The organism is Dechloromonas sp. CZR5 (genome assembly GCF_008711155.1).
Classification (GTDB): domain Bacteria; phylum Pseudomonadota; class Gammaproteobacteria; order Burkholderiales; family Rhodocyclaceae; genus Azonexus.
Window position 1 is genome coordinate 550,298 of record NZ_VUYQ01000002.1, and the last position, 26,296, is coordinate 576,593.

Consider the following 26,296-nt stretch of genomic DNA (forward strand, 5'->3'; position numbering starts at 1 on the left):
GTGCGATTCAGGCGGATACGGGAATGGGCGCTGCGACGGTTTGGCCCAGTTCGCTCCGGAAATAGGCTTCGATCTCGGTCGTGAAGGCTTGTACGTTGGTTGGCGGATCGAAACGGCGGCCCAGGCGCACGCGACAGCTCAGGGGCAGGGTTGGCCGGCGAAACAGCGGCCAGGCCTTGCCCAGGTAGGGTGTCGAGAACTCGATGAGCACCGTCTGCACCGGCACCTTGGCGCGGTTGGCAACCAGACCGGTACTCGGCGTGCAGGGATCGAGCGGAAAATTCCCGGTGCGCGTGCCTTCCGGAAAGATCACCAGCCGGGCGCCATCCTGCAGGGCCTGCCGCGAATTGAGGATCATCTCGAGCGGTGCATCGTTGCGGATGTAGCGCGCCAGGCGAGCGGCGGCGCCGAACAGCAGGTTATCCATCAGCGAGGCCTTCATGACGCAGACGGCGTTGGGCAGGCGGGAAACGATCATCACCGCATCAAGCAGCGAGGGGTGGTTGGCAGCCACGATCAGCGGCCCGGAATCACGCAGCTTGTCGAGCTCCTGCAGGTCGAAGCGACAGGCGCAGAAGATTTCAAGGATGCGCAGGTAGAAACGGAAGCCGTTGGAGATAAAGCCGCGTCCGATCGGCTGACCCCATGCTTGCGGCAGCAGGGGCTTGAAGATCAGCGCGAAGGGCAGCCAGCCAAGACAGATAAGCGCCAGCACGCCCAGACCGACGACCATGGCAAGGATTTCATAGGCAATCCACAGCGGATTCCCGGAATGGCCGCGATCAGTCATCGACCTTAACGCGGGTCGACGATTCTCCGAGAATCCAGGTGATGGCGATGCCGCCGGCAACATAGTCCTTCTGGCGCACCAGCGGGCTGTTTTCGAAGCTTGCGCCGCTCAGGTTGTCGTAGCGGACGAAGGCGCCGACCCAGTACTTCGGAAAGCGCTTGGACAGGGCAGCCAGATACTGCATGCCGGCATAGCCGGAGCCGGCCTCGTAGGCCGGACGGGCGGCGGTCGCATATTGCGGCGCCACTGAATAATAGTAGGCGTGCTGGCGCTTGTCGCCGAACAGCGGCCCGGCCAGCAGGCCGAGGTTCCAGCCGGCCATGCCGGGAATGTCGGTGACGTCCATGTTCAGCTTGGGGTGAAAGACCCAGCCGATATCCTTGGGCGAACCCTCGACGGTGAAAGCGGTGCGCAGAGGCAGCAGCACCTTGACGAAGCGGGCGCGGTTTTCGGAACGCCACAGGGTGAGGTCGATCTGCGGACCGATCTCGAAGCTTGCCTTGAGATCAGGCATGCCGCTGCGCGCCGCAATGTCGTTGCTGTTGGCCGGTGGCGACAGGGCGGCGGAAACCGTCAGGTCGATACGGTCGGAATCGAAAAAACTGCCGCGGATGCCGTGCCGGTCGGCCTTCAGGAAGTCACCGTGGTAAGTGAAATGGGGAACCGGCATCAGGAAGTTGTTGGTCTGGTCGGAACCGCGGTAGGAAGGAAAACTGAATGCCGCGACGCCGGCACCCACTTCCCACAGCGGCTTTTCCTCGGCAGCCTGTGCCGTTCCCGTCACGGCGATCGCGGCTGCGATCGCCCAGTTCCATTGACCAGCAAAACGTCTCTTGGCCATTTCAGTTCTCCAGCGCGTGCGAGGCAAAGGCCTCGATTTCGAGCAACAAGTCGTGCCTGCAGATATCGGCCTGCAGATAGACGATTTCGGCTTCGCCGATCAGCGGTTTCAGCGTGTCGCGAACCTTCTGGAAGTCCCGGGCATGACGAATATAGACCCGATACGACAGTTCGGCGAGGACAAAGGCCGGTGAGCGGCACAGGCGGGCAGCCTCGCCAACCACCGCGCCAATATTGGCCATGGACTCACGCGTCTGCCCGACGACATCTCCGGGATGCACCGTCTGATGTCCGACGATGCTGGCCGTACCGGAAACAAACAGGATTTCCTGCCCTTCGGGATGGACCAGCACGGCGCGCGAGAAAGTCGGGCTGCGCGGACCATAGTCGGCAGGGTAGTTATAGGCGCTGACCTGGCGCGGGTTTTCGACCGGAACAGCCGGCGTCGCACCGGCCATGAAGGCAATGTTCAGCGATCCGCCGATCAGCCCGATGGCGCAGGCGGCCGGCACGTTACCGGTGGCCCCCCGGTGGCATTCGAGAAAAGCATCCTGCCGGCCGATATTGAACTGGCGATAGCGTTCAAGTCCGCCGGTTTCCAGGTTGATGTTGCCCAGGTAATTCCATACCCGCCACAGGTGCGGCATGCCTTGCTCGTCGAGCAGCCGGAAAATCCGGCGATAAGCCTCCGCACTCGCGGCCTGCAACGACGAGCAGCCCGGCGTATCCGGGAAATCGACCTCGTTCAGTTCGATCGTCCCGTAAAGCACGCCATCGGCGCGATGCCAGCCGATCCCTTCGCTCCGGCCGGCCCGAACGGGGTGATCGCTCAGCCAGGTTTCATGGATGGCGGCCGAAGTGGCGCCAAGCAGGGGTGCGAAAACCCGTTGTACCGGCCAGGCAGGCAGGACACCGTTCGATGGTTCGCCGACCACGGCACCACCCAGTTCTCCGCCGGTTTCACGTGAAACCGCAGAGGGCGAAAAGACAAATCGAAGCATTGTTTAGGCGTTATAGACGACGTTGTCGTCGACCTTGCGGATATTGAACTTCCGGCGTTTCCAGCCCATGAAAGCCCGCCTGGGCTGCATGATGTTGGCGACGTAGTAAAGCATCTTGAATGCCCAAATCGACGACCAGATCGGTGTCTTGCCGAAGATATCCCCGGCCAGCATGGACAGGACGGCTTCCTTGGTACGGAACAGGTTGCGCGGTCCCATGAAAAAGTCGCGCATGATGGGATTGGTCACGCGATAGATAAACCACGAGAATTCCTTCGGCCCGTGTTTCATCAAGGCATCGAATTTTCTCAGCGCAGAGGCTGCCTTGGCCGGTGTTTTCAGGCAGGTATCGATCGCTTCGGCAGCGATGACGCCGCTGTTCATGGCCAACAGGACGCCGGACGAGAATACCGGATCGATGAAGGCATACGCATCGCCGAGCATGACGTAGTTGTCGCCGTGGTTGCGCTCGGATACGTACGAGAAGTTGCCGGTCGCTTCGACCTCGTTGATCAGCCTGGCCTCGGCCAGCCGCTCGGTCAGTTTGGGGCACTGGGCAAAACCGTCGCGCAGAAACTGTTCGAGGCTGCGCTCGCCCTTGGTCTTCATGTAGTAAGGCCAGGTCACCATGCCGATGCTGGTGATATCGTTCTGCATCGGTATGAACCAGAACCAACCGTGATCGAACCAGAAGATGGAGATGTTGCCGGCTTCCTGACCCGGATTGCGGCGCACGCCGGTGAAATGGCCATAGATGGCCGAACTGTTGTGCTTGGGGTTGCGGTGCTTGATCTGGAAGCGGTTGGCCAGGAAGGTATCGCGCCCCGAGGCGTCGACCAGGAAACGTGCATGCCACTCGGTTTCACGCCCGTCGTCGTGCAGGGCGCGAACGACGACCGTGTTGTCGGGCTGGAAGTCCACCGCCTTCGCCTTGCAGCCTTCGTGCACCTCGACACCCTTGCGCGCGGCGTTGCGGATCAGGATGGTATCGAACTGGTCGCGCTTGACCTGGTAGGCATGCGGCATCGACTTGTCCCAGGCCTCGGCGAACCAGAATACAGACGACTGGTCGTGGTTCGGCGAAACGAACTCGGCACCCGGCTTGTGCATCCCGATGGCCTTCACCTCCTCGGCGATGCCCATGCGCTCGAAGAGCGGCAGGTTGGCCGGCAACAGGGACTCCCCGATATGAAAGCGCGGATGATGCGCTTTTTCGAGGATCACCACCCGGTGGCCCTTTTCGGCCAGGAACGGCGCTACCGTTGTGCCGGCCGGCCCACCGCCGATGACCAGCACGTCGCATTGCCGACGTTCAATCGTCTGTGCCTGCTGTTCCATGATTGCAACCTTTTATCGATCTCTGCGGCGGCGAAGAATTCTTATTTGCCCTTGTAGGTCATGTAACCCACGGTTTCGGAGTGACCTTCGATCTTGCTGACCGATCCCTTGGCCCAATACACGTAATACGGACCGAAACTCGACCACCAGTAACGCCAGTACGGACCGTCCAGCTTCGGATTTTCGTTCGTCTGCGGGTGGCCGACCGACATGATGACCTGTTCCTTGGTCATTCCCTTCAACAACTGGCCCTTGGCGATCGCATTGCGGATGGCGGGCGAAAACTTGGCGATCTTCGGTTTGGGATCGTCAAGGACGACGATCTTGCTGACCCATTGTTCGGTCGTTTCTTCGGCCCGGCCATAGTCATGCCCCAGGCGCATCGGCTTGCCGTCGATTTCCACGTAGGCGCGGTAGCCATCGATCTTCTTGACGCTGATCGGCGTACCGGCCGCGATGAAGGGCAACTGGGCCAGATTCGAATCGCTGATCCAGTCGCCGGAGTAGTGGAGGTTGCAACAGGCATAGCCGTTACGGATCCCGGATTCCTTCTTCGCCGGTTCGGATGCAGTAGCGGCCGGTTTGCCTTCCTCCGGTTTGCTTTCGTTACTCTTGCAAGCTCCCAGCGTAAATGCCACGCAACAGGCGACAGCCAGCAGACGGACGTTTCCGAACTTGGCGAATTCCTTCATGACCGGCCCCCATTCCTGTACGAAAGACCGGCAATTATACCGCTGCTGTTACAGGCGACGGCGTACCGCACGAACCGCCTTCATATACGACCGGAATGATCAGCTTGGCGGCGTCGCGTCGTTTCATTTTGACGCCGGACATCGAAACGATGTTGTCGATCTGCAAATCCGTCGACAGTTGCGGCTTGAGTCCGACCGGCTGGCGTGGATGAAGCTTGAATTCGCGTTTGGCTTTTTCCAGCTGTTCCTTGTTGGAGCTGAAATAGCGGGCTGCGGCAATGGTTTCAGGCAGGTGCTTGAGGACGTGCCACAAACTCCAGCGGTGCTGCCATAGCCGTTTGGCAAAACGCCGACGATAGCCTTTGCTATCGTAGAAGCGTTTGACATGCCAGTTGTACAGCGCATCCATTTCCTCGCGTGTCTCGAAACCTTCCGGTTTGTAGACGAAATTCAGGCAATTCATCAGGCGCCAGTCCTCGATGAAGTCGCCGGTCGGATCATTGATGCATTCCTCCCAGATCGGCGCACCGTGCAAGGGACTGAACTTGGTCATGTTCATTTCGTCGAGGCCGAGCGAGAGAATGAAATCGCTGGTCGTTCGTACGGTTTCCGGCGTCTCGCCAGGCATGCCGAAAATGAACAGGCCCTTGGCGCGCAGGCCGGCAGCGTGGATCTGGCGCACCGTATCGCGCACCGCATCCAGCGTGACCCCGGCCTTGTGGCGTTCCATCATTTCCGGGTCAGCCGATTCGATGCCGATCGACACCATCAGCGCACCGGCCTTCTTCAGCTTGGCCAGCATCTCGTCGGAGGTATGTCCGGCCCGGATGGCGCAGTTGAATTGCATGCCGAGCGGCTCGGCGATCAACAATTCGCACAGATCGAAGACGCGCTGTTTCTTGGCGGTGAACAGGTCGTCATACATGTTGATGTGCCAGACGCCAAACGTGTCCCGCAAATACTTCATGTGGTCGTAGATATATTGCGGCGAGTTGGTCTTGTACTGGCGCTCGAACACGGTGCGGTCACAGAACGAACAGGTGTAGGGGCAGCCGCGCGACGTGATCATCGTTGCACCGTGCTTCTTTTCGTAGGCAAAGAGCGGCAGGTGGTAATCGTGCGGAAAGCCGGCCAGCTTTTCGTAGGCCGGGAAGGGCAGTTCATCGAGATCGACGATGCGGTTGCGTCGCGGATTGACGATGATTCGTCCCGCTTCGTTGCGCCAGATCAGGTTCCCGATTTCAGCCATCGGTTTGCCGTCGGCCAGTTCGAGCATGGCGCCTTCGCCTTCACCCATGACCAGACAGTCTATTTCCGGAAATTTGTCGAGAATCGGGGCGCCGAGCGACGACACATGCACGTTGCCGAACACGATTTTGACCTCGGGCCGGCGTTCGCGGATATAGGCGGCAATTTCGAACGCATCCATGAAACCCGAGGTCGTTGCCGAAAATCCGACCATCTCGGGATCGGTCGCCAGCACGATTTCTGCATTTTCAGCCGTTGTCGGCGGTGCGTACGGTCCGAGGCAGTCATGCAGTTGTACGACATGGCCAAATTTTTCCAGCCATGAAGCCAGTTGCATGATGCCGATGGGCGGCATTCGGTTGGCCAGTACCGAAAAGTCAGGTTGTCCCGGTACAAAATTGAAACCAGCTGGATGAACAAGTGTGACGCGCATGAATCTTCCCCGGACGAAGTGGCTGAATTCTATTAGAAATGACCCAATCTTCAGCAGTTCAATGAAGCTTTGGCATCAATGGTCCGCTTCACCGTCTTGGCGAACATCCGTGATCGGTATGCATGATTGTCGTCTCCGAAAAGAACTGTTTCCCGGCAAAAAAACATTTGCATAATCCGACCGAAAATTTATGCCATCATACTGACTGTGCAGAATTCTCGACTAAGTACCAATGGATCTGTTGACCGTTGCCATCCTCGCCGCATCAGCCATTCTGGTCTATGTGCTGTTGCGGGGCCGCGACCGATATTCACCTGATAGAAAAGAGGGGGCATCCTTAGTGCCTCCCATCGCGCATCCCGGAAATTCCCGATGGCCTGCGTCAAGGCTGACGCTCGATCCGCAAACGCGAAATGCCGATGCCCCTGTGCAAAAGCCGTACCGTCTCCTCAACGATGCCGAGCAGATTCTGTATTTCCGCTTGTATGAAGCCATGCCCAGGATGCTCGTATTTGCCCAGGTTGGCGTGGCTCAACTGGCTCAGTTGAGAGGACGCCGGGAAGCCCGAAAATTGAGTTCGATGCTTGGCAGAGGTGTCGATTTCGTTATCTGTGACAGTGATTTCCGAATCGTGGCAGCCATCGACCTTGCATGGCCAGCGGATGACAGTACTGAAAATTCGCCGCAGGAAGAAAAGCGACGTGCGCTGCAAAACCTGGGTATTCCGCTGATTGTGTATCGTCCCAATCAGTTGCCGGATGCCAATACACTCAGCAATGAGGTGGCCAATGCCATCGTTTACCGAAAACGTCTTGAAGCGGAGCGTAGCTCAGCACAATGAGCCGACAGGCGTTCCAGTGGGTTTATATATTTAAACTGTTTATACAGTTACTACTGAGAATATATCAGAGACAACTCTGTGGATAAAATAGTTTTTACTTTAATTTTCAGTTAGTTGAATCAATAAAACGGATTCTGTAAACCCTCTGGATTGGCTGTGGATAAAATCGGGATAGTTTTCGGGAATTTCGAAAATGTCGATTTACCCACATTGCGCGGACAGTTTGTTCACAGGCTTATCGACAGCCGGAAGCAGGCCTATTTTCCGATGCAGAAGCGGCTGAAAATAACCCCCAGCAGGTCGTCGGCAGTAAATTCCCCGGTGATTTCACCAAGTGCGTACTGAGCCAGGCGAAGTTCCTCGGCAAACAGTTCAAGTGCCGGAAGAATGCCTTCGGCGACGCTTCGTGCCGCAGCAACGTGCTCCTGCGCTGTAGCGAGGGCCCGCAGATGACGTTCGCGGGCAATGAATACGTCTTCGGCCTGGTGCCAGCCGGCGATTCTCAGCAGTTCCTGGCGCAGCAAATCGATACCCTGATTGGCCTTGGCGGATAGCGAGATCGCCACGCCGTTGGCTTCGTCATGCCGCTCGGCCTCGCGTTGGGCCAGATCGATCTTATTGTAGAGCGTGATCCGTTGCAGGGCCTTCGGCAGTCGTTCAAGAATATCCCGATCGGCATCGCTGACACCTGTTCGTGCATCGACGAGGAGAAGAACGACGTCGGAGCGTTCGATTTCCTTCCAGCTGCGCTCTATGCCAATCCGTTCGACTTCGTCGTCGGTTTCGCGCAGGCCGGCGGTATCGATGATATGCAGCGGAATGCCCTCGATCTGGATGGTCGAGCGCAAGGCGTCGCGCGTGGTGCCGGCAATGGGCGTGACGATGGCCAGGTCGTCGCCAGCCAGGCGGTTGAGCAGCGAGGACTTGCCGACGTTGGGCTGGCCGGCGAGTACGACGTGCAGGCCGGATTGCAGCAGCTTGCCCTGGCTGGCGCGGTCGAAAATCTCGGCGAGCTTCAGTTGCAGGCGTTCGAGGCGGCCGAAGGCATCCGCTGCCTTGAGGAAATCGATATCTTCCTCGGGGAAATCGAGCGTGGCTTCAACCAGCATGCGCAGGTTGATCAATTCCTCGTTCAACTCGCCAATCGCCTTCGAGAACTCGCCCTGCAGCGAGCGCACCGCAGAGCGGGCTGCGCTGGCCGTGGCGGCATCGATCAGATCGGCGACTGCTTCGGCCTGGGCAAGGTCCATCTTGCCGTTGAGGAAGGCGCGACGGCTGAATTCGCCGGGTTCGGCCAGACGGGCGCCGAGGTCCAGACAGCGGGCGAGCAGCATCTGCATGACTACCGGACCACCGTGGCCCTGCAGTTCGAGTACATCTTCGCCGGTAAAAGAATGCGGGTTAGGAAAGTAAAGCAGCAGGCCGGTATCGATCGTGCTGCCGTCGGCAGCCCTGAAATCGGCCAGCGTCGCGTAGCGCGGCCGGGGAGTCTTGCCGCTCAGTGCAAAAGCAAAGGGCAGCAAATTGCTGCCCGAGATGCGGATGACGCCGACACCGCCGCGGCCGGGGGCCGTGGCGATGGCGGCGATGGTGCCCTTGTTCACACTTTAGGCTTTCGCATCGTTGGCAGCCTTGCCGCCAGTGTCGATCATGCGGGTGATCTGCCACTGCTGGGCGATGGACAGCACGTTGTTGACCACCCAGTAGAGCACTAGACCGGCAGGGAACCAGAAGAACATCACGCCGAAGATCAGCGGCATCATCATCATGACCTTGGCCTGGATCGGGTCCGGCGGGGTCGGGTTCAGCTTGGTCTGCACGAACATCGACACCATCATGATGACGGGCAGGATGTAGTAGGGGTCGGCCGAAGCGAGGTCGGTTATCCAGCCGATCCAAGGTGCATCGCGCATTTCGACGGCGCCGAGCAACACCCAGTAGAGCGCGATGAAGACCGGGATCTGGACCAGGATGGGCAGGCAGCCGCCGAGCGGATTGACCTTCTCGGTCTGGTACAGCTTCATCATTTCCTGGTTCAGGCGCTGCTTGTCGTCGCCGAAACGTTCCTTGAGCTGCATCAGGCGCGGCGTCAGCACCTTCATCTTGGCCATCGACTTGTACGAAGCGGCCGACAGTGGATAGAAAACCGCCTTGATCATGATGGTCAGGATCACGATCGCCCAGCCCCAGTTGCCGACCAGCTTGTGGATGGCTTCCAGCGCCCAGAAGATCGGGGCGGCAACCACGGTCAGCCAGCCGTAGTCGACCACCAGATCGAGGCCGGTGGCGACCTGCTTGAGGGAAGATTGTTCCTGCGGGCCGGCATAAAGGCCGACCGAGGCTTCTCCCTTGGCGCCCGGCGCGATTTCGGCGACCGGAACGATCACGCCGGCCTGGAAGATATTGCTGCCATCGACCTTGCGCATGTAGAACTCGCGCTGGGTCTTGTCTTTCGGTACCACGGCGGCAACGAAATAGTGCTGAACCATGGCCAGCCAGCCGTTGTCGGCCGTCTTGGCGAATTTGGCCTTGTTGTCGGCGATATGGCCGAAATCGACCTTCTGATACTTGTCGGTTTCGGTATAGACGGCAGGGCCGGTGAAGGTCGATACCATCTTGCTTTCGCCCGCCGGTGCGACGTCGTCGCGCTGCAACTGGAAGTAAGCATGCGGTGCGATGGCCTTGTCGCTGCCGTTGGCGATTTCCCAAGCGACATCGACCAGATAGGACCCACGCTTGAAGGTCAGGATCTTGGCGACCTTGACGCCGTTCTGTTCGGCTTCAAGACGTATCTTCAGCTCGTCACTGCCATCGGCCAGTTCGCTTGCGCCGGCAACACGCTTGAAGGTGGTGCGGTGGGTCGGCAGGCCTTCGCCGATCAGGCCAGCCTGAGCCATATAGTGATGTTTGGCGTCAAACAGGACGAAATGCTTGTCCTTTTGATCCTGTTCCCGGTACTTCAGCAACTCCAGACCGACCAGATCGCCGCCTTGAGTGGAAATGGTGGCCTTCAACAGGTCGGTGCTGACCGTGAAGGTTTCGGCGGTCGATGCCGGCACAGCTGCCGTTGGCGTTACCGGAGCAGCCTTCCCCTGCAGTCCGACCGACGGCGTCGGTACTGAGCCGGTGGATTGGCCTGCAACCGCAGCTTCCACGGCGGGTTTCGGCTGATTGTATTTCTGCCAGTTTTCCCACAGCATGAAGCTGGAGAAGGTGAAGATCAGAACCAGAATAAGGCGTCGAGTGTCCATGAACTGCCTACAAAGAATTGTTCGTCAGGGTACGGGATCATACCCGCCGGGATGCCACGGGTGACAGCGGCAGATGCGTTTTGCACCCAGCCAGCCGCCGCGAATGGCGCCATATTTCTGTACTGCTTCCACCGTATATTCCGAACAGCTCGGAAAATATCGGCAACGTCGTCCGAGAAAAGGGCTGATTGCATATTGATAAGTGCGAACCAGTCCGATCAACAGCCGCTTCATCCTGTTTCCCGCTTTGGCCGGGGTCGTTGCAGCTTGTCGAGCAGAACGAGGAAATCATCGGCCAACATTTTGCCATCCAGCGGAGACGGTTTTGTTGCAAGCCGGACGACCAGATCGACTGCCGGCAAAGATGGGCAACGTAAACGGAACTGTTCGCGGACGACACGCTTGACGCGATTACGGTCTACGGCCCGCTTCAATTGCTTCTTGCCGACAACCAGACCCAGGCGCGCTTCGGTGTTCCCTTCGGGGCGCGGCTGGTAGTGCAACATCAGCCACTTCCCGCGAATCGCCCTCCTGAAACCAAAAACGGATGAAAATTCATCCGTTTTGGTCAGGCGATAGCGTCTGGCGAAGCTTTGATTCACCTCGCCGTGTCCGGCTTAAACAGCCAGACGCTTGCGGCCCTTGGCGCGGCGAGCGGCGAGAACGGCACGGCCGCCCTTGGTGCGCGAACGGACCAGGAAGCCATGGGTGCGCTTGCGGCGCACGACCGACGGTTGATACGTGCGTTTCATGTCGTAATCCCTTGATGTGCTAAGAAAAACACGCGATTAGACTCCGTTGAGAGGGGGTTTGTCAAGATCAATTATTTTTCAAAGCTGTGGATAACTTGATTGAGGGCGGGTAAAATTGCGAGTTCGTCAGTCACCGAACGGTTTTTGACGTATCCAGAAAATTGCAATCAAATCATAGATCTAATAACCGCCATCGAATGATTGTTCGAATGCGCGGGGAGGAGTTTTTTCGTCGATGGCCGGTTTTTGGGAATCCTGTTTGCAACGCTTCGAGCAGGAACTGCCCGCGCAGCAATTCAACACCTGGATCAGGCCGCTTCGGCTCGAAGGTGAAACCACGGCTCTGGAAAACGGTTTGCGCCTCATCGCGCCCAACGGATTCATCCTGAAGTGGGTACGCGATCGCTATCTGTCGCGTATCGAAGACTACAGCCGCAACTTTTTTGCCGGCCCGGTGACCATTGCCTTGGTCATCGGTTCGGGCAAGGTTGCGCCGACGCGTGTCGAGGCGACTGCCGAATCTGTTGAAAGCACCCCGGCCAAGCCGAGCGGACCGGTCGAACGCAAGGGTAGTGCCCAGGAAAAACCGGGAGCCCGCAAGAACAATTACGAAAAATCCCGCCTGTTCCCCACTTTCACCTTCGACAATCTCGTCGTCGGCAAGGCCAACGATCTGGCCCGGGCGGCGGCGGTCCAGGTTGCCCATAATCCGGGCGGTGCCTACAACCCGTTGTTTATCTACGGTGGTGCCGGCCTTGGCAAGACCCACCTGATCCACGCCATCGGCAACACCATCCTGGCAGAAAACCCGGAAAAGGTCGTCCGCTACGTACACGCCGAGGACTATTACTCCGACGTCGTCCGCGCCTATCAGCAGAAATCCTTCGACACCTTCAAGCGCATGTACCGCTCGCTCGATGTGCTGCTGCTCGACGACGTGCAGTTCTTCAACGGCAAGAACCGTTCGCAGGAAGAATTCTTCTTCCTGTTCAACGCGCTGATCGAAGCCCGCAAGCAGATCATCATTACCTGCGACACCTATCCGAAGGACATCAACGGTCTGGACGACCGGCTGGTCACCCGTTTCGACTGGGGCCTGACCGTGCAGATCGAACCGCCGGAACTGGAAATGCGCGTCGCCATCCTGAAAAAGAAGGCCGAGGCGGAAGGTATCCAGCTTGACGACGAAGTCGCTTTCTTCATTGCCAAGCATCTACGCTCCAATGTGCGCGAGCTGGAAGGGGCGTTGAAGAAGGTGCTGGCCTATTCGTCCTTCCATGGCCGCGCCATTGCACTGGATCTGGCCAAGGAAGCGCTGAAGGATGTCATTGGTTCGGTACGCAACGTCGGTATCGACAATATCCAGAAGACTGTCGCCGACTATTACAAGATCAAGGTCGCCGACCTGTTCTCCAAGAAGCGTACACGCGCCATTGCCCGGCCGCGCCAAGCGGCGATGTGGCTATGCCGCGAAGTGACCTCGCACAGTTTCCCGGAAATCGGCGATGCCTTCGGTGGTCGCGACCATACGACGGTCATTCATGCGGTAAAGACCATCGACAGCCTGCGCACCAAGGAAAACGAGTTGAACCACGATTTGCATGTTTTGCTGCAAGTATTGAAAGGATGAGGCTGTCGATAATCCTGTGAACAAGTTGTCGACGCTTTGTGAGTCATCTGGTGAAACCCGCTTTGTGGGAAAATTATCCGGATTTCATCCACAGGCAATCCAGAGACTTTCGCAGACGGCCAAATCAATTTTAATTTATTGAAATAAAAGATAATTTTTCAGTTGTCCACAGAATTGTTCCCGATATAGTCTATAAAGGAATTTAATTTATGGTTCTTATTAAAACCCAAAGAGACACGCTTCTTGCCCCGCTGCAGTCTGTGTCGGGAATTGTCGAACGTCGTCATACGCTGCCGATCCTGTCCAACGTCCTGCTGGAAAAGAAGGGGGATCGCCTGACGCTGCTGGCGACCGATATCGAAATTCAGATCACGACTGCGACTGAAGGCGCTGGTGGCGATGGCGATGGCGCCGTGACGGTGGGTGCCCGCAAATTGCAGGAAATTTTGCGTTCGTTGCCGGATACCACCGAAGTCAGTCTGGTCCTCGAAGACAAGCGCCTGCAAGTGCGGGGCGGCAAGAGCCGTTTCAGCCTGCAGACCTTGCCGGCCGATGACTTCCCGCGGATGACTATCAGCGAGGGCGAGACCAAGCAGTTCTCGATTTCGCAGAAGGCCTTCCGCCAACTGATCAGCAAGACCCAGTACTCGATGGCGGCACAGGACGTGCGCTATTACCTGAACGGTCTGCTGCTGCTAGTCGAAGGCAAGGAACTGCGTGCCGTGGCCACCGATGGTCACCGCCTGGCCTTTGCCAGCGTCGAGATTGAAACCGAACTGCCGCGCCAGGAAATGATCCTGCCGCGCAAGACGGTTCTCGAACTGAACCGCCTGCTGGTCGATACCGACGATGCGCTGAACATTACGCTGACCCCGAACCAGGTCCGTTTCGCTTTCGGTTCCGTCGTTCTGGTTTCGAAGCTTATCGACGGCAAGTTCCCGGATTACGAGCGTGTCGTTCCGGCGACCCTGAAGAACCACATGAAGGTTGGCCGCCAGACGTTGATGCAAGCCATGCAACGCGCCGCCATCCTGACCAACGAAAAATTCCGTGGTGTCCGTGTCGTGCTCGGTGAAAACAGCCTGAAGCTGATCGCCGCCAACGCCGAACAGGAAGAAGCACAGGAAGAAATCGAAGTCGACTACACCGGCGACGTCATCGACGTCGGTTTCAACGTCGGCTATCTGCTGGATGTGCTGAACAACGTCCATGCCGATGAAATCCAGTGGAGTTTCAACGACGCCAATTCGAGCGCGCTGATTACCTTGCCGGGTAACGACCGCTTCAAGTACGTCGTGATGCCGATGCGCATCTGATTTTCCAGCAGTAACCCGAAAGAAGGTCTGTCCAGCCGGGCAGACCTTTTGCAGTTTCACGTGGAACCAAAACAATGAGTGAAGAGAACGTCCCGCAAAGCGCCTCGCCGGCCTATGGCGAATCCAGCATCCAGATCCTTGAAGGTCTGGAGGCCGTGCGCAAGCGTCCCGGCATGTACATCGGCGATACGTCCGACGGTACCGGCCTGCACCACCTGGTTTTCGAAGTCGTCGACAACTCCATCGACGAAGCGCTGGCCGGGCATTGCGACGACATCATCGTCACCATCCACACCGACAACTCGATTTCCGTCATCGACAACGGCCGCGGCATCCCGACCGGCGTCAAGATGGACGACAAGCACGAGCCGAAGCGCTCGGCGGCTGAAATCGCGCTGACCGAACTGCACGCTGGCGGCAAGTTCAACCAGAACTCGTACAAGGTGTCCGGTGGTCTGCACGGTGTCGGCGTTTCCTGCGTCAATGCACTGTCCAAGTTCCTGCGCCTGACCATTCGCCGCGATGGCAAAAAGCACTTCATGGAATTCTGCCGTGGCGTGCCGGTGGACCGCGTGCTCGAAACCCGCGACGGCGTCGAGATTTCGCCGCTGAAAGTCATCGGCGAAACCGAAAAACGCGGCACCGAAGTGCACTTCCTGGCCGACGAGGAAATCTTCGGCCATGTCGAATTCCACTACGAAATTCTCGCCAAGCGCCTGCGCGAGCTGTCCTTCCTGAACAATGGCGTCTCGATCAAGCTCGTCGACCAGCGCACCGGCAAGGAAGAACTCTTCGCCTTCGCCGGCGGCGTGCAAAGCTTCGTCGAGTACGTCAACCGCACCAAGTCGGTCCTGCACCCCAAGATTTTCTACTCGGCCGGTGAGGCCAAGGTAGGCCAGGGTGCCAGCGACAACGGCGTCACCATCGGTGTCGAAGTGGCGATGCAGTGGAACGATTCCTATCAGGAACAAGTGCTCTGCTTCACCAACAACATTCCCCAATCCGACGGCGGCACCCACCTGACCGGCCTGCGTGCCGCGATGACCCGCGTCATCAACAAGTACATCGACGAAAACGAGATCGCCAAGAAGGCCAAGGTCGATATCAGCGGCGACGACATGCGCGAAGGCCTGGCCTGCGTTCTGTCGGTCAAGATGCCTGACCCCAAGTTCGCTTCGCAGACCAAGATGAAGCTGGTTTCCTCGGAAGCCCGCCCGGCGGTCGAAGAAGTCGTGGCTCAGAAGCTGGCAGATTTCCTGCTGGAAAACCCGATTGACGCCAAGACCATTTGCGGCAAGATCGTCGAAGCTTCCCGCGCTCGCGAAGCGGCTCGCAAGGCCCGCGAAATGACCCGCCGCAAGGGTGTCCTGGACGGCATCGGTCTGCCCGGCAAGCTGGCCGACTGCCAGGAAAAAGACCCCGCGCTGTGCGAAATCTACATCGTCGAGGGTGACTCGGCCGGCGGCTCCGCCAAGCAAGGCCGCGACCGCAAGTTCCAGGCGATCCTGCCGCTGCGCGGCAAGGTACTGAACGTCGAGAAGGCGCGTTTCGATAAGCTGATCTCCTCCGAACAGATCGTCACGCTGATCACCGCCCTCGGCACGGGCATCGGCAAGGACGATTTCAACGTCGAAAAGCTGCGTTACCACCGCATCATCATCATGACCGACGCGGACGTCGACGGTGCGCACATCCGAACCCTGCTGCTGACCCTGCTCTACCGCCAGATGCCGGAACTGGTCGACCGCGGCTACATCTACATCGCTCAGCCGCCGCTCTACAAGGTCAAGCACGGCAAGACCGAGCGCTACCTCAAGGACGACCAGGAATACAACCAGTTCCTGCTCAACATGGCGCTGGATGAAGCCGTCCTGACGCCGCGTGCCGGCGCCGAGGGCATCAGCGGCCCCGCTCTGGAGGCACTGGCACGCTCCTGGCTGGCCACCGAAGCGGTGATCGAACGCCTGTCGCACATCATCAACCCCGAGGTCCTGCAATCCATCGTGCGCCACAACCTGGCGATCGATCTCTCCTCCGAAGAGAAGGCACGCGCCAGCGCCGACCTGATCGCCGGCAGGATTGCTGCCGGAACCCGCATCGTGCCCAAGTTCGACGACATACAGGAACGCTGGATTCTGCGCATTGAGCGCATGCACCACGGCAACCTGAAGGTAGGCCTGATCGACGAGGATTTGCTGCTCTCCGGCGACTTTATACAGCTCAAGCGTACGGCGGAAACCCTGTCCGACCTGTTCGGCGCAGGTGCCGTGATGGCCCGCGGCGAGAAGAAGCAGGTCGTCACCAACTTCGGCGACGCCATGAAGTGGCTGCTCAACGAAGTCGAGCGCGGCATCAGCAAGCAGCGCTACAAAGGTCTGGGCGAAATGAACCCCGAGCAGCTGTGGGAAACGACCATGGACCCGAAGGTGCGCCGCCTGCTACGCGTGCAGATCGACGACGCCATCGCCGCCGACGAAATTTTCACCACGCTGATGGGCGAAAACGTCGAACCGCGCCGGGAATTCATCGAAACCAATGCGCTCAATGCGCGGATCGATATCTAGGAATTCTTGCTAAGAAAGGCTGGAGGCGGAGTTCGGGCATGCGCGTCGTAGTTCAGCGCGTCTGTGAGGCGTCGGTCACGGTTGATCGCCAGGTGTCCGGAAGCATCGGCAAGGGGTTGCTGGTGCTGGCCGGTTTCGAGGCTGACGATAGCGAGAGCGATCTCGACTGGATGGCCGGCAAGCTGGTGCGCATGCGCCTGTTTTCCGACGAGGCGGGCGTGATGAATCGCAGCGTTCAGGAGGTCGGCGGCGAGATTCTCGCCGTTTCGCAATTCACGCTCTACGCCTCGGTCAGAAAGGGCAACCGGCCGTCGTGGAGCCGCGCGGCGCGGGGTGAGGTGTCGGGGCCGTTGTTCGAGCGCTTTGTCGCCAGGCTTTCGGCCGAGCTGGGCAAGCCGGTGCCGACCGGTGTTTTCGGCGCCGACATGCAGGTAGCGCTGGTCAATGACGGGCCGGTGACCATCGCGGTGGATTCTCGCAACCCCGATTGATTGCCAATCGGTACAAACGTGTTCATCAGAGCCCGGTTTGGGTGCTGGCAATGATCGCCGGATAGCCCGGCGGGCTGTCCTTGTGGTGGTAGATTTCCTTGATGTGGAATTCCAGGTCGGTCAGGGCGCCGTTTTCGTCGGCGTAGATTTCCTTGATGCGCAGTATTTCCGGCAATGCCGACTTGAAGGCGGCGATCAGGGTGGGGTCGAAATGGCGGCCGCTCTGCTCGTCGAAGTACTGCAGGGCGGCTTCGAGGCTGACTGCGGCCTTGTAGGGACGAACCGACATCAGGGCATCGAAGACGTCCGCGATGGCGACGATACGCCCTTCCAGCGGAATGGCTTCGCCGGCGAGGCGTTGCGGGTAGCCGCTGCCGTCCCACTTTTCGTGGTGGGTGAGGGCGATGATGCGGGCGGTTTCGAGCAGTTCGTTGTCGTGCTTGCCGATGATCTCGGCACCCATCACCGGGTGGCGATACATCACCTCCCATTCCGCTGGGTCGAGCTTGCCCGGTTTGAGCAGGATGGCGTCGGGGATGCCGATCTTGCCGATGTCGTGCATCGGCGCCGTGTTGAAGATGATGTTGGCCGCTTCTTCCCCCATGCCGTGCGCCAAGGCGATCAGGCGGGCGTAGTGGCTCATGCGCAGCACGTGGTTGCCGGTTTCGTTGTCCTTGAATTCGGCAGCGCGGCCGAGGCGCCTGATGATCTGCTGGCGGGTGGTGAGCAGTTCCAGGGTGCGCTGGCGGACCATGCGCTCGAGTTCCCGCGACTGGTCATAGAGGGCCAGATGGGTGCGTACCCGCGCCTTGACGATGGGTGGGCTGATCGGCTTGGTGATGTAGTCGACGGCGCCGGTGTCGAGGCCGCGCTGCTCGTCTTCGGTGCTGCCCATCGCGGTGACGAAGATGATCGGAATGCGCCGCCGGTCGGGGTTCGTCTTCAGGCGCCGGCAGATTTCCAGGCCGCTGATGCCGGGCATCATGATGTCGAGCAGGATCAGATCGGGCGGTTCGTCGGAATAGACGATCTTCAAGGCCTTTTCACCGGAGGTGGCAACCCGGACGCGATAATCGTCGCGCAGCACTTCGCTGAGCAGTTCGATGTTGTCCGGGCTGTCATCGACAACCAGCACGCATTGTTTGGGCAGAAGGGGGGACATGGCTGGCGACTCTCTTTGGCAGGTCAGGTGTTGTTCTGGTGGGTGGTCATCTGATGCAGTGTTTCCTTTGCGTCCTCAAAGGCATACTGATTGATCTGACGGGCCAGTTGGTCGACCAGCACGGGGTCGAACAACTGCTTGAGCCGTATGGCAATGTCGTCGAAGGACTGTACGGCGGCAGCATCGTCATTGTCCAACAGGCGATGCAGATTGGATAGCGCATCGGCCGCCAGTTCGTCGACCGGTGGCGCCGCCACAGATGATGTCTGGCTGTGGATTTCGCGGGCCTGGACGATGACGGTGGCGAGGTGTTCGGCCAGGGTTTTCAACCGCACATCGATGTCCGGATGGCCGACGGCGAGGCCGCGCTTGAGTTGTCCTTCCAGTTCGCCTGCCTGTCCGGCCAGTGCGTGCGCGCCGATATTGCCGGCGAGGCCGCGCAAGGTGTGGGCGCGGAGCAGCATGGCATCGATATTGCCGTTGGCCTGGTCGGCCAGCAGTCGGCTGGCAGCATCGGCCTGGTTGTCGCAAAAACGGCCGAGCAGGCGGTTGTACAGGGCCCGGTTGCCGCCGAGCCGGGACAAGGCGGCCGCCATATCGATGCAACTGTCGCCAGCGGGCGATGTGGTCCGGGAATTCTCGTTTTCGAGGGGGCTTTCGCGTGCGATGGATGCTTGTTGGCCCAGCCAGCGGGCCAGGGTGTCGTGAAGAAGGGTGATGTCGATGGGCTTCGGTATGTGATCGTTCATGCCGACGGCCAGGCAGCGTTCCCGGTCGCTGGCCAGGGCGTTGGCGGTCATGGCGACGATGGGCAGGTGGCGGGTGCCGGGCAGCCGGCGTATGGCTTCGGTGGCGGTGTAGCCGTCCATGACCGGCATGTGGCAATCCATCAGGATCAGATCGTAGGGGGTGAGCCCTGCCTTCTGGAGGGCAATCTGGCCGTTTTCAGCCGTTTCCACATGGAGGCCGATGCTGCTCAGCATTTCCTCGGCCAGCTCCCGATTGACTTCGTTGTCTTCGACGAGCAGCACGCGTTGGCCGGAAAATCGGCTTGGTGCGCGCGGCCTGCTGGCGGGCACCTCCCGGTTGCCGGCGTCGCGATGGAGGGCTTCCATGATGGCGTCGAACAGCGTCGACGGGGTTGCCGGTTTGCCAAGGATGGCGCCGACTTGCCTTTCGCCCAGTGCCGCCTGCAGTTCCTCCCGGTCGTAGGCGGTCGCCATGACAATTGCCGGCGACTGATCGGCCTGCTCTAGAGCGATCTGGCCGAGCAATTCGACGCCATCCACGTCGGGCATCTTCCAGTCGACGATGAGCAGGCCGTAGGGACGATTCTCCTTCTGCGCGCTGGCGAGGGCGGCGAGGGCGGGCTCGGCGCCGGCTACGGCATCGCCTTCGATATCCAGCATGTGCAGCATGTGCAGAAAAACGTCGCAGGTGCCCGGGCTGTCGTCGACGACCAGCGCCCGCAGGCCGTTCGGCAATCCCATGCGCCGGGGTGCTTCGGTCTCGCCAGCCGGGGTGCCGAACGGGAGACGGAAGGTGAAGCAACTGCCGACCCCGAGCTGGCTGCGCACGCCGATGGTGCCACCTTGCAGGTCGACGATGCGTTTGCAGATGGACAGCCCCAGCCCGGTACCGCCGTATTTGCGCGTGGTCGACGCGTCGGCCTGCGTGAAGGCGGCAAACAACCCTTCCTGCTGTTCGACGGTCATCCCGATGCCGCTATCCATGATCTCGAAGGCAAGTTCGAGCCCATTTTCGCCGCGCGAGGCCGCGGAGACGGCGACCTTGATTTCCCCGACCTCGGTGAACTTGATGGCGTTGCCGACCAGGTTGAGCAAGACCTGTCCGAGGCGCAGCGGGTCGCCGAGCAGGCGATCGGGAACCCCGGGAGCGATGTCGTAGATCAGTTCCAGCCCGCGGTCGCGGGCCTTCACGCCGCACAGGTCGCCGAGATGGCGCAGGGTGGCGTCGAGACTGAAGGGAACGCATTCGAAGTGCATCATCCCGGCCTCGATCTTGGAGAGATCGAGGATGTCGTTGATGATGCCGAGCAGCCCCTTGGCGGCATTGTCGACCTTGTTCAGGTAGTTCCGCTGGCGTGCGTCCAGTTCGGTTCGCAGCGCGAGGTGCGTCATGCCGATGATGGCGTTCATCGGGGTGCGGATTTCGTGGCTCATGTTGGCCAGGAAATCGGCCTTGGCGGCGGCGGCCGCCTCTGCCGCCTCGCGCGCCCGGCCGGATTCGCGCTCGGCTTCCTTCAGTGCCGAGATATCGACAATGACGCCGACCAGCCCGTCCGGCCGGCCATCCTGGGCGCTGAAGCCGCTGACCGAGTAGAGGGCATCGCGCAAACGGCCTTCGGCGTCGACCAATTGCACTTCGCGGCTTACCCGGGCGCATTCGGCAATGATGTGCTCGTCTTCGGCCTGATAGGCCAGGCGGGCTTCTTCCGGAATATAGGTCAGTTCGAGGACGCTTTTGCCGATCAGATCCCGGCGCTGGATGCCGAAAAACGATTCGTAGGCCTTGTTGCAGCCCAGAAAGCGGGTGCTGGTCCCCTTGTAGAAAATCGGGTTGGGAATGGTATCGAGCATCGCCTGAAGCAATGCGAACTGGCGGATCAGTTCAGCTTCGATTTCGCGGCGATCCGTGACGTCGAGAACGGTGACCAGGATCGAGTCGAGTTCGCCGTCGCCCTGGCGGATGGCGGTCAGCTGCACGTCGCCCCAGCGCGATTCGCCTCCCCGGGTGACGAATTCAAATTCATTGCGCAGGCTTTGCCGGCCATCGTGCCGCTCCTGGTTCAGCAGATCGTCCATCCGGCGCTGGATATCGACCGGCAGTTCGATGCTGTCGGGGCGGGCGAGCAACGGCTCCATCGGTTGATCGATGAAGCGGGCGAAAGCCCGGTTGATCAGTGTCGGCTTGCGCTCGCGGTCGAGGCTGACGATACCGACGGCCGCGTTGTCGAAAATGGCGCGGAAGAACGCTTCCCGTTTCTCAAGGATTTCCTGATTCTGGCGCAATGCCTGGGTGCGGACGGAAACTTTCTGCTCCAGCGCGTTGTTGGCGTCTTTCTGCTCCCGGCGGGCGCTCTGCAGATGCTGGCGCATGACGTCCAGGGCCGCGGCGAGCTGGATGACTTCCCGCCAGCGGGCAGCGGTCGTGACCGGGGCATCCAGGTCCATGTCGCCGATCCGCATGCTGTCGTTGGCCAGCGCGATCAACGGTTCGCCGAAGCGCTTGGCGATCCGGATGGCGACAATCATCCCCAGCGCCAGCGCCGACAGGGTGATCAGGCCAAGCAGTAGCAAGTCCTGCCTGGTGATCGGGATGAAGTCGCTTTCCGGCGCGCTGGCACCAAGCCATATCCCGGTATCCTTGATCGGCCTGAAAAGGCTGATCCAGCGGCCGTCTGCATGTGCGATGCGATGTACGCCCTGGGCCGGATTCGGCTCGGCCTGCCACGCCTGGAAGGCGCTGGCCAGCTCGGGAAAGCCGAGTTCCTCCGGTGTCTTGAGCAGCGCATCCTGCATGGACTGCCGATCCGTGAAGCGCGGATCGTTGGGGAGGGCGATCATCCGGCCCTCCTTGAGGAAGAGCGCGGCCTTGCCCCGCGGGCTGATATCCAATTGGGTGGTGAACTCGGCGATGTCGATCAGCCGGACGTCGTGGGCGATCACGTAGCTCGATCCATCGGCTGCCTGCCAGCGCATGCTGGCCGTGACGCCGGGTTCGCGGGTCGTGAAGAAGATGTAGGGTTCCGTCCAGAACACCGTGTTGTCGTCGGACAGCGCCAGCGCGCCCTTGAACCAGGGCCGTTCGCGGGCGTCGTAGTGGCGCTCGCGCATCTCGACGCGCTCGATCTGCCGGTTGGTATCCCAGGTGATCCAGTAGGTCTGGGCTCCCCACGCCTCCGGATTGGAGATCCGGTTGATCCAGCGGCCTTCCTTGGTCATCAGCAACAGAATTTCGCGCCCGGATTCGTGCGCAAAAACAACTGACGTGATCTCGCCATGGTGGGCGATGATCGGGAAAAAGAACTCGTTGAAGCGCAGCAATCCGTCAAGATCGAGATCGCTGTTCCTGCCCCAGCCCTGGCTGCTGCGCAAGGTGACTTCGACCGTCTTGAGGAGTCGGGTGTAACGGGCCTCGAGCTGTCCGGCGGCCAGCTCCATCTGCGATCTGGCCAGGCGGTCGACGGTCGGCATGCCGATCAGCTGGTAGAGGGCGGCCGCGAATGCGATCAGGGCAAGCAGAATGAGCAGCCCGATACGCATGATCAGGCTGTTCGCAAATCCCGGCATCCTGAAGGAAACGCTGCGCAGCATCCCTTCCCCCCCTCGTGTCGTTTTCTCGATAGCGGCCTGTCGCCGGAGGCCTCGAAATTTATTCTGTGGCGACTTTGTGTCGAGATATACGGTGGGCGTATTCCCATGTCAACAAATTATGCGATGGGCGTAGGGTTCCGGGCCGCCATTGCCCGGGCTTGCTGCACGGGAAAGGCCGCTTTTTCCGGGTTTTCGGGAAGTCGTGCCTTAGCGGACGACGATTGTGTCGGGTACTTTCCCGATGAATTCCAGGCGCCGGCTCAGGGCCTCGCTGACGAAGATGCGGCCGTCGCGGTCGACGCGCAGCACGAGGCCGACGTCCATTTGGCGAGCCATCTCGCGCCAGCCCGCAGCGCCGGCGATGAACACCGGCTTGGAGGATGCATCCGACAGGGTGCCGGACCTGGGGCCGGCGGGAATCAGTACCGTCACCGCCTGCGTATGGGCGGCGGGGTGGCCGCTGCGGGGGTCTAGCAGGTGCGGGTAGCGCTCGCCGTCGACTTCGAAGAAGCGCTGGTAATCGCCGGAGGTGCCGATGGCTTCGCCGTCGTCGAGGGTCACTGTGGCGAGCGGGCCGGGCTGGCGCGGATGCTGGATGCCGACCCGCCACTTCTTGCCTTCCTTGCTGCCCAGCGCCATGACGTTGCCGCCGATGTTGATCAGCGCGTTGCGTATGCCCATGTCGCGCAGGATGGTGGCTGCACGGTCGAGGGCGACGCCCTTCAGGTAGCCGCCGAAGTCGAGGGCGACGTGGCGATTGCGGCTGGTGACGATATTCCCGTCGACGGCGATGTCGGCAATCGACGGCCGGTCGGCCAGCCAGGTCTTGATCTCGGCCTCGGGCGGCAGTTCCGCCTTGAATTCGTCGGCTTGGAAACCCCATAGCTTGATGAGGCGGCCAATGCCGGGATCGAACAGGTTATCGCCCTGTTGTGCCAGCGCCTGGGCTTCGCGGACGAAGCCGGCCAGTTCGGTCGTGACGGTGTGCGGCTTGCCGGCGGCGATGGCCTCGTTGAGGGCACTCAGTTCCGACGGTTGCCAGGCGTGGTAGGCGCGATGCAGGCGGTCGAATTCGCGCAGTACGGCGGCAATGGCCTGGCGGCCCTGCGCCGGATCGTCGCCGACGACGATGACCTCGACCCGGGTGCCGAAGACATAGGCCTGTTGCTCCTGCAGCGGGGTGCGGCTGCAGGCGGTCAGGAGTACGGCGAGCAGGACGAACAGGAACCGCGTTACGACAATCCGCATGCGTGTTCGAGGGCGGTGATGAAGGCGCCGGCGGCATCGAATCCCGACTGCTGGCGGATCTCGACCATGCAGGTCGGGCTGGTGACGTTGATCTCGGTGAGATGGTTGCCGATGACGTCGATGCCGACCAGCATCAGGCCCCGCTTGAACAGGATGGGGCCGAGCGCGTCGGCGATCTGCCGGTCGCGGCCGGACAATTCCTGGGCAACGCCGGTACCGCCGGCGGCCAGGTTGCCGCGCGTCTCGCCGGCCTTGGGAATGCGCGCCAGGCACCACGGCACCGGTTTGCCGGCAATGAGCAGGATGCGCTTGTCGCCGTGGGTGATCTCCGGCAGGTAACGTTGCGCCATGATCGTGCGGGCGCCCTGGTGGGTCAGCGTTTCCAGAATGACGTTGCGGTTGGGGTCGTTGCGGTGCACGCGAAAGATCTGGCTGCCGCCCATGCCGTCGAGCGGCTTGAGGATGACGTCACGCTCCTCGTCGATGAAATGCTGGAGTTGCGCCATCTCCCGGCTGACCAGGGTGGGCGGCGCGAAGTCCGGAAACTCCATGATCGCCAGCTTTTCCGAATGGTCGCGCAGGGCGCGCGGCCGGTTGAAGATGCGTACGCCGTCGGCTTCGGCTCGTTCGAGCAGCCAGGTGGCGGTCAGGTACTCAAAATCGAAGGGCGGGTCCTTGCGCATGACAACCGCGTCGAAGGCGGCAAGCGGCAGCCATTCGCGGCCGGTTTCACGGTACCAGTCGTGATCGTCGGGGCGCAGGTGCAGATGCAGGGCCTCGCCCGACACGCCGCCGGTATGGGTCGTGTCGGCCTTGCGCCAGCCCAGCGTCCGGGCCTCGATGGCGTAGACCTCGTGGCCGTGTTTTTCGGCGGCCCGCATCATGGCCACCGACGAATCCTTCCACGCCTTCAGCTCGGGCAGCGGATCGACGATGAAGGCCAGTTTCAGCGACCGGCTGCTGCCGCCGAGCAGGTGCTTCTCGAAATGCAGCTGCTGCGCCATCAGTCCTCGTCGGTCTCGGGTGCCGTGCGCTCGAGCTCGATGGCGGCAGCCAGGCAGGCCAGGCGGCCGACGACGCCGTAGGCGTAGAAGCGGTTGGGCGGCGAATCGGGATTGCCGCAGCGATAGTCCGGCAGGTTGCAGCCGGTCTCGAAGGCCAGCGGCTCGAAGTGCATGCCCGGCGCATTGAGGTTCTCGTCCTTGCCGCGGCCGGTATGGACGCGATAGAAACCGCCGACGACATAGCGGTCGATCATGTAGATGACCGGTTCGGCGACGCCTTCGCCGACCGTCTCGAAGGAATGCACGCCTTCCTGGATGATGACCTCGGAGACTTCAAGTCCCTCCTTGATCACGCTCATCTTGTTGCGCTGCTTGCGGTTCAGGGCGATGACCTCGTCGGCATCGCGCACGGTCATCACGCCCATGCCGTAGGTGCCGGCGTCGGCCTTGACGACCACGTAGGGCGTCTCGTCGATGTCGTATTCGCGGTATTTTTCCTTGACGATGTCGAGCACCGCGGCGACGTTGGCGGCCAGGCATTCCTCGCCTTGCCGTTCGTGGAAATTGACGCTGCGGCAGACCGAGAAGGCCGGGTTGATGCGCCACGGGTCGATGCCGATGGCCTTGGCGAAGTCGTTGGCGACCTGGTCGTAGGCGGCGAAGTGGTTGGACTTGCGGCGCACCGCCCAGCCGGCATGCACCGGCGGCAGTACGACCTGCTCGTTGAGGCCCTGCAGGATGGGCGGAATGCCGGCCGACAGGTCGTTGTTGAGCAGGATGGCGCAGGGATCGAAACCGTCCAGGCCGAGGCGGTAGGGGGTGCGGACCAGCGGTTCGAGCAGCAGTTGCTGGCCGTTCGGCAGGTCGATGGTCGTCGGTTTGTCGATGTCCGGCAGCAGCGAGCCGATGCGCACGGTCAGGCCGGTCTGCTTGAGAATGGCGGCGATCTGCGCCACGTTCTGCAGGTAGAACTGGTTGCGCGTGTGGTTTTCCGGGATCAGCAGCAGGCTGCGCGCATCCGGGCAGAATTTCTCGATGGCGCTCATCGCCGCCTGCACGCACAACGGCAGGAAGGCCGGATTGAGGTTGTTGAAGCCGCCGGGGAACAGGTTGGTATCGACCGGCGCCAGCTTGAAGCCGGAATTGCGCAGGTCGACCGACGAATAGAAGGGCGGCGTGTGTTCCAGCCACTGGCCGCGCAGCCAGTGCTCGATTTGCGGACTGGCGGCCAGGAAGCGGCGTTCCAGTTCGAGGAGCGGCCCGGTGAGGGCCGTGGTGAGGTGGGGAACCATGTGCTGTCTCTTTCCCGGAAAATTTTTATTGTGGCTGCAAATCTTACACCGCAGTGCACAAATAGG

At 60.6% G+C, this 26,296-nt stretch carries 21 protein-coding genes; 5 read left to right on the plus strand and 16 right to left on the minus strand.

Translation table 11 applies throughout. The features are described from left to right. Positions 1–7: 7 nt before the first annotated feature. The 6 genes from F1002_RS07785 to F1002_RS07810 are packed head-to-tail and all read right to left on the minus strand — an operon-like array spanning position 8 to position 6,342. Positions 8–790, minus strand: coding sequence for a 1-acyl-sn-glycerol-3-phosphate acyltransferase (locus F1002_RS07785; RefSeq protein WP_150428442.1), 783 nt, complete (start codon positions 788–790; stop codon positions 8–10). After that, positions 783–1,631 (minus strand): MipA/OmpV family protein, encoded by an 849-nt coding sequence (locus tag F1002_RS07790; RefSeq protein WP_150428443.1) that lies wholly within the window; start codon positions 1,629–1,631, stop codon positions 783–785. Before F1002_RS07790 ends, F1002_RS07785 begins: the two co-directional genes overlap by 8 nt. Position 1,632: 1 nt before the next feature. Beyond that, positions 1,633–2,631: a hypothetical protein gene (locus F1002_RS07795; RefSeq protein ID WP_150428444.1), complete on the minus strand. Its 999-nt coding sequence runs from the start codon at positions 2,629–2,631 to the stop codon at positions 1,633–1,635. Between the two features lie 3 nt (positions 2,632–2,634). Further along, positions 2,635–3,969 carry an NAD(P)/FAD-dependent oxidoreductase gene (locus tag F1002_RS07800; RefSeq protein ID WP_150428445.1) on the minus strand — a complete coding sequence of 445 codons (1,335 nt, stop codon included), beginning with the start codon at positions 3,967–3,969 and terminating at the stop codon, positions 2,635–2,637. Between the two features lie 41 nt (positions 3,970–4,010). Next, positions 4,011–4,661, minus strand: coding sequence for a hypothetical protein (locus F1002_RS07805; protein WP_150428446.1), 651 nt, complete (start codon positions 4,659–4,661; stop codon positions 4,011–4,013). 34 nt (positions 4,662–4,695) lie between these two features. After that, positions 4,696–6,342, minus strand: a complete 1,647-nt coding sequence (locus tag F1002_RS07810; RefSeq protein ID WP_150428447.1) for a B12-binding domain-containing radical SAM protein — start codon at positions 6,340–6,342, stop codon at positions 4,696–4,698. A gap of 232 nt (positions 6,343–6,574) precedes the next feature. Between F1002_RS07810 and F1002_RS07815 the strand changes: the two genes are divergently transcribed. Next, a complete protein-coding gene (locus F1002_RS07815; protein WP_150428448.1) occupies positions 6,575–7,183 on the plus strand; it encodes a DUF2726 domain-containing protein in 609 nt (202 codons plus the stop codon). A 257-nt stretch (positions 7,184–7,440) separates the two neighbouring features. On the opposite strand, the gene mnmE is transcribed toward F1002_RS07815, so the two are convergent. Genes mnmE through rpmH form a run of 5 tightly spaced genes read right to left on the minus strand, consistent with a single transcriptional unit; the run spans position 7,441 to position 11,186 of the window. Then, entirely contained in the window at positions 7,441–8,787 is a 1,347-nt protein-coding gene (gene mnmE, locus F1002_RS07820) for a tRNA uridine-5-carboxymethylaminomethyl(34) synthesis GTPase MnmE (protein ID WP_150428449.1), read from the minus strand. A 3-nt stretch (positions 8,788–8,790) separates the two neighbouring features. After that, positions 8,791–10,434 carry a membrane protein insertase YidC gene (gene yidC, locus F1002_RS07825; protein ID WP_150428450.1) on the minus strand — a complete coding sequence of 548 codons (1,644 nt, stop codon included), beginning with the start codon at positions 10,432–10,434 and terminating at the stop codon, positions 8,791–8,793. A 24-nt stretch (positions 10,435–10,458) separates the two neighbouring features. Then, positions 10,459–10,668, minus strand: a complete 210-nt coding sequence (yidD, locus tag F1002_RS07830; RefSeq protein ID WP_150428451.1) for a membrane protein insertion efficiency factor YidD — start codon at positions 10,666–10,668, stop codon at positions 10,459–10,461. Beyond that, positions 10,665–11,036, minus strand: coding sequence for a ribonuclease P protein component (gene rnpA, locus F1002_RS07835; RefSeq protein ID WP_150428452.1), 372 nt, complete (start codon positions 11,034–11,036; stop codon positions 10,665–10,667). The genes yidD and rnpA overlap by 4 nt, the downstream gene beginning before the upstream one ends. Before the next feature lie 15 nt (positions 11,037–11,051). Continuing rightward, positions 11,052–11,186 carry a 50S ribosomal protein L34 gene (gene rpmH, locus F1002_RS07840; protein ID WP_027457001.1) on the minus strand — a complete coding sequence of 45 codons (135 nt, stop codon included), beginning with the start codon at positions 11,184–11,186 and terminating at the stop codon, positions 11,052–11,054. A 235-nt stretch (positions 11,187–11,421) separates the two neighbouring features. Between rpmH and dnaA the strand changes: the two genes are divergently transcribed. From dnaA to dtd, 4 genes are all read left to right on the plus strand, one after another. After that, positions 11,422–12,816: a chromosomal replication initiator protein DnaA gene (gene dnaA / locus F1002_RS07845; RefSeq protein WP_150428453.1), complete on the plus strand. Its 1,395-nt coding sequence runs from the start codon at positions 11,422–11,424 to the stop codon at positions 12,814–12,816. 209 nt (positions 12,817–13,025) lie between these two features. Further along, positions 13,026–14,132 (plus strand): DNA polymerase III subunit beta, encoded by a 1,107-nt coding sequence (dnaN, locus tag F1002_RS07850; RefSeq protein ID WP_150428454.1) that lies wholly within the window; start codon positions 13,026–13,028, stop codon positions 14,130–14,132. A 74-nt stretch (positions 14,133–14,206) separates the two neighbouring features. Further along, the gene (gene gyrB, locus F1002_RS07855) at positions 14,207–16,696 is read left to right on the plus strand and encodes a DNA topoisomerase (ATP-hydrolyzing) subunit B (RefSeq protein WP_150428455.1); all 2,490 of its coding nucleotides are present in this window, start codon (positions 14,207–14,209) and stop codon (positions 16,694–16,696) included. 38 nt (positions 16,697–16,734) lie between these two features. After that, positions 16,735–17,187: a D-aminoacyl-tRNA deacylase gene (gene dtd, locus F1002_RS07860; protein ID WP_150428456.1), complete on the plus strand. Its 453-nt coding sequence runs from the start codon at positions 16,735–16,737 to the stop codon at positions 17,185–17,187. Positions 17,188–17,212: 25 nt separating this feature from the next. Here dtd and F1002_RS07865 read toward each other — a convergent pair whose 3' ends face one another. The 5 genes from F1002_RS07865 to gshA form a co-directional block, all read right to left on the minus strand. Then, positions 17,213–18,349, minus strand: coding sequence for a two-component system response regulator (locus F1002_RS07865; RefSeq protein ID WP_150428457.1), 1,137 nt, complete (start codon positions 18,347–18,349; stop codon positions 17,213–17,215). 23 nt (positions 18,350–18,372) lie between these two features. After that, positions 18,373–22,686, minus strand: a complete 4,314-nt coding sequence (locus F1002_RS07870) for a response regulator (RefSeq protein ID WP_150428458.1) — start codon at positions 22,684–22,686, stop codon at positions 18,373–18,375. A 207-nt stretch (positions 22,687–22,893) separates the two neighbouring features. Beyond that, positions 22,894–23,934 (minus strand): FAD:protein FMN transferase, encoded by a 1,041-nt coding sequence (locus tag F1002_RS07875; protein ID WP_150428459.1) that lies wholly within the window; start codon positions 23,932–23,934, stop codon positions 22,894–22,896. Continuing rightward, positions 23,919–24,938: a glutathione synthase gene (gene gshB / locus F1002_RS07880; protein WP_150428460.1), complete on the minus strand. Its 1,020-nt coding sequence runs from the start codon at positions 24,936–24,938 to the stop codon at positions 23,919–23,921. The genes F1002_RS07875 and gshB overlap by 16 nt, the downstream gene beginning before the upstream one ends. Further along, entirely contained in the window at positions 24,938–26,230 is a 1,293-nt protein-coding gene (gene gshA, locus F1002_RS07885) for a glutamate--cysteine ligase (RefSeq protein WP_150428461.1), read from the minus strand. The genes gshB and gshA overlap by 1 nt, the downstream gene beginning before the upstream one ends. Positions 26,231–26,296 lie beyond the last annotated feature (66 nt).

Coding starts and splice junctions, on each gene's coding strand:
- F1002_RS07795 (WP_150428444.1), bottom strand. CDS start 2,631: ATGCTTCGATTTGTCTTTTCGCCCTCTGCGGTTTCACGTGAAACCGGC.
- F1002_RS07865 (WP_150428457.1), bottom strand. CDS start 18,349: ATGTCCCCCCTTCTGCCCAAACAATGCGTGCTGGTTGTCGATGACAGC.
- F1002_RS07805 (WP_150428446.1), bottom strand. CDS start 4,661: ATGAAGGAATTCGCCAAGTTCGGAAACGTCCGTCTGCTGGCTGTCGCC.
- F1002_RS07815 (WP_150428448.1), top strand. CDS start 6,575: ATGGATCTGTTGACCGTTGCCATCCTCGCCGCATCAGCCATTCTGGTC.
- rpmH (WP_027457001.1), bottom strand. CDS start 11,186: ATGAAACGCACGTATCAACCGTCGGTCGTGCGCCGCAAGCGCACCCAT.
- F1002_RS07800 (WP_150428445.1), bottom strand. CDS start 3,969: ATGGAACAGCAGGCACAGACGATTGAACGTCGGCAATGCGACGTGCTG.
- gshA (WP_150428461.1), bottom strand. CDS start 26,230: ATGGTTCCCCACCTCACCACGGCCCTCACCGGGCCGCTCCTCGAACTG.
- F1002_RS07790 (WP_150428443.1), bottom strand. CDS start 1,631: ATGGCCAAGAGACGTTTTGCTGGTCAATGGAACTGGGCGATCGCAGCC.
- dtd (WP_150428456.1), top strand. CDS start 16,735: ATGCGCGTCGTAGTTCAGCGCGTCTGTGAGGCGTCGGTCACGGTTGAT.
- F1002_RS07785 (WP_150428442.1), bottom strand. CDS start 790: ATGACTGATCGCGGCCATTCCGGGAATCCGCTGTGGATTGCCTATGAA.
- gyrB (WP_150428455.1), top strand. CDS start 14,207: ATGAGTGAAGAGAACGTCCCGCAAAGCGCCTCGCCGGCCTATGGCGAA.
- F1002_RS07875 (WP_150428459.1), bottom strand. CDS start 23,934: ATGCGGATTGTCGTAACGCGGTTCCTGTTCGTCCTGCTCGCCGTACTC.
- F1002_RS07870 (WP_150428458.1), bottom strand. CDS start 22,686: ATGCTGCGCAGCGTTTCCTTCAGGATGCCGGGATTTGCGAACAGCCTG.
- F1002_RS07810 (WP_150428447.1), bottom strand. CDS start 6,342: ATGCGCGTCACACTTGTTCATCCAGCTGGTTTCAATTTTGTACCGGGA.
- yidC (WP_150428450.1), bottom strand. CDS start 10,434: ATGGACACTCGACGCCTTATTCTGGTTCTGATCTTCACCTTCTCCAGC.
- gshB (WP_150428460.1), bottom strand. CDS start 24,938: ATGGCGCAGCAGCTGCATTTCGAGAAGCACCTGCTCGGCGGCAGCAGC.
- dnaN (WP_150428454.1), top strand. CDS start 13,026: ATGGTTCTTATTAAAACCCAAAGAGACACGCTTCTTGCCCCGCTGCAG.
- dnaA (WP_150428453.1), top strand. CDS start 11,422: ATGGCCGGTTTTTGGGAATCCTGTTTGCAACGCTTCGAGCAGGAACTG.
- yidD (WP_150428451.1), bottom strand. CDS start 10,668: ATGAAGCGGCTGTTGATCGGACTGGTTCGCACTTATCAATATGCAATC.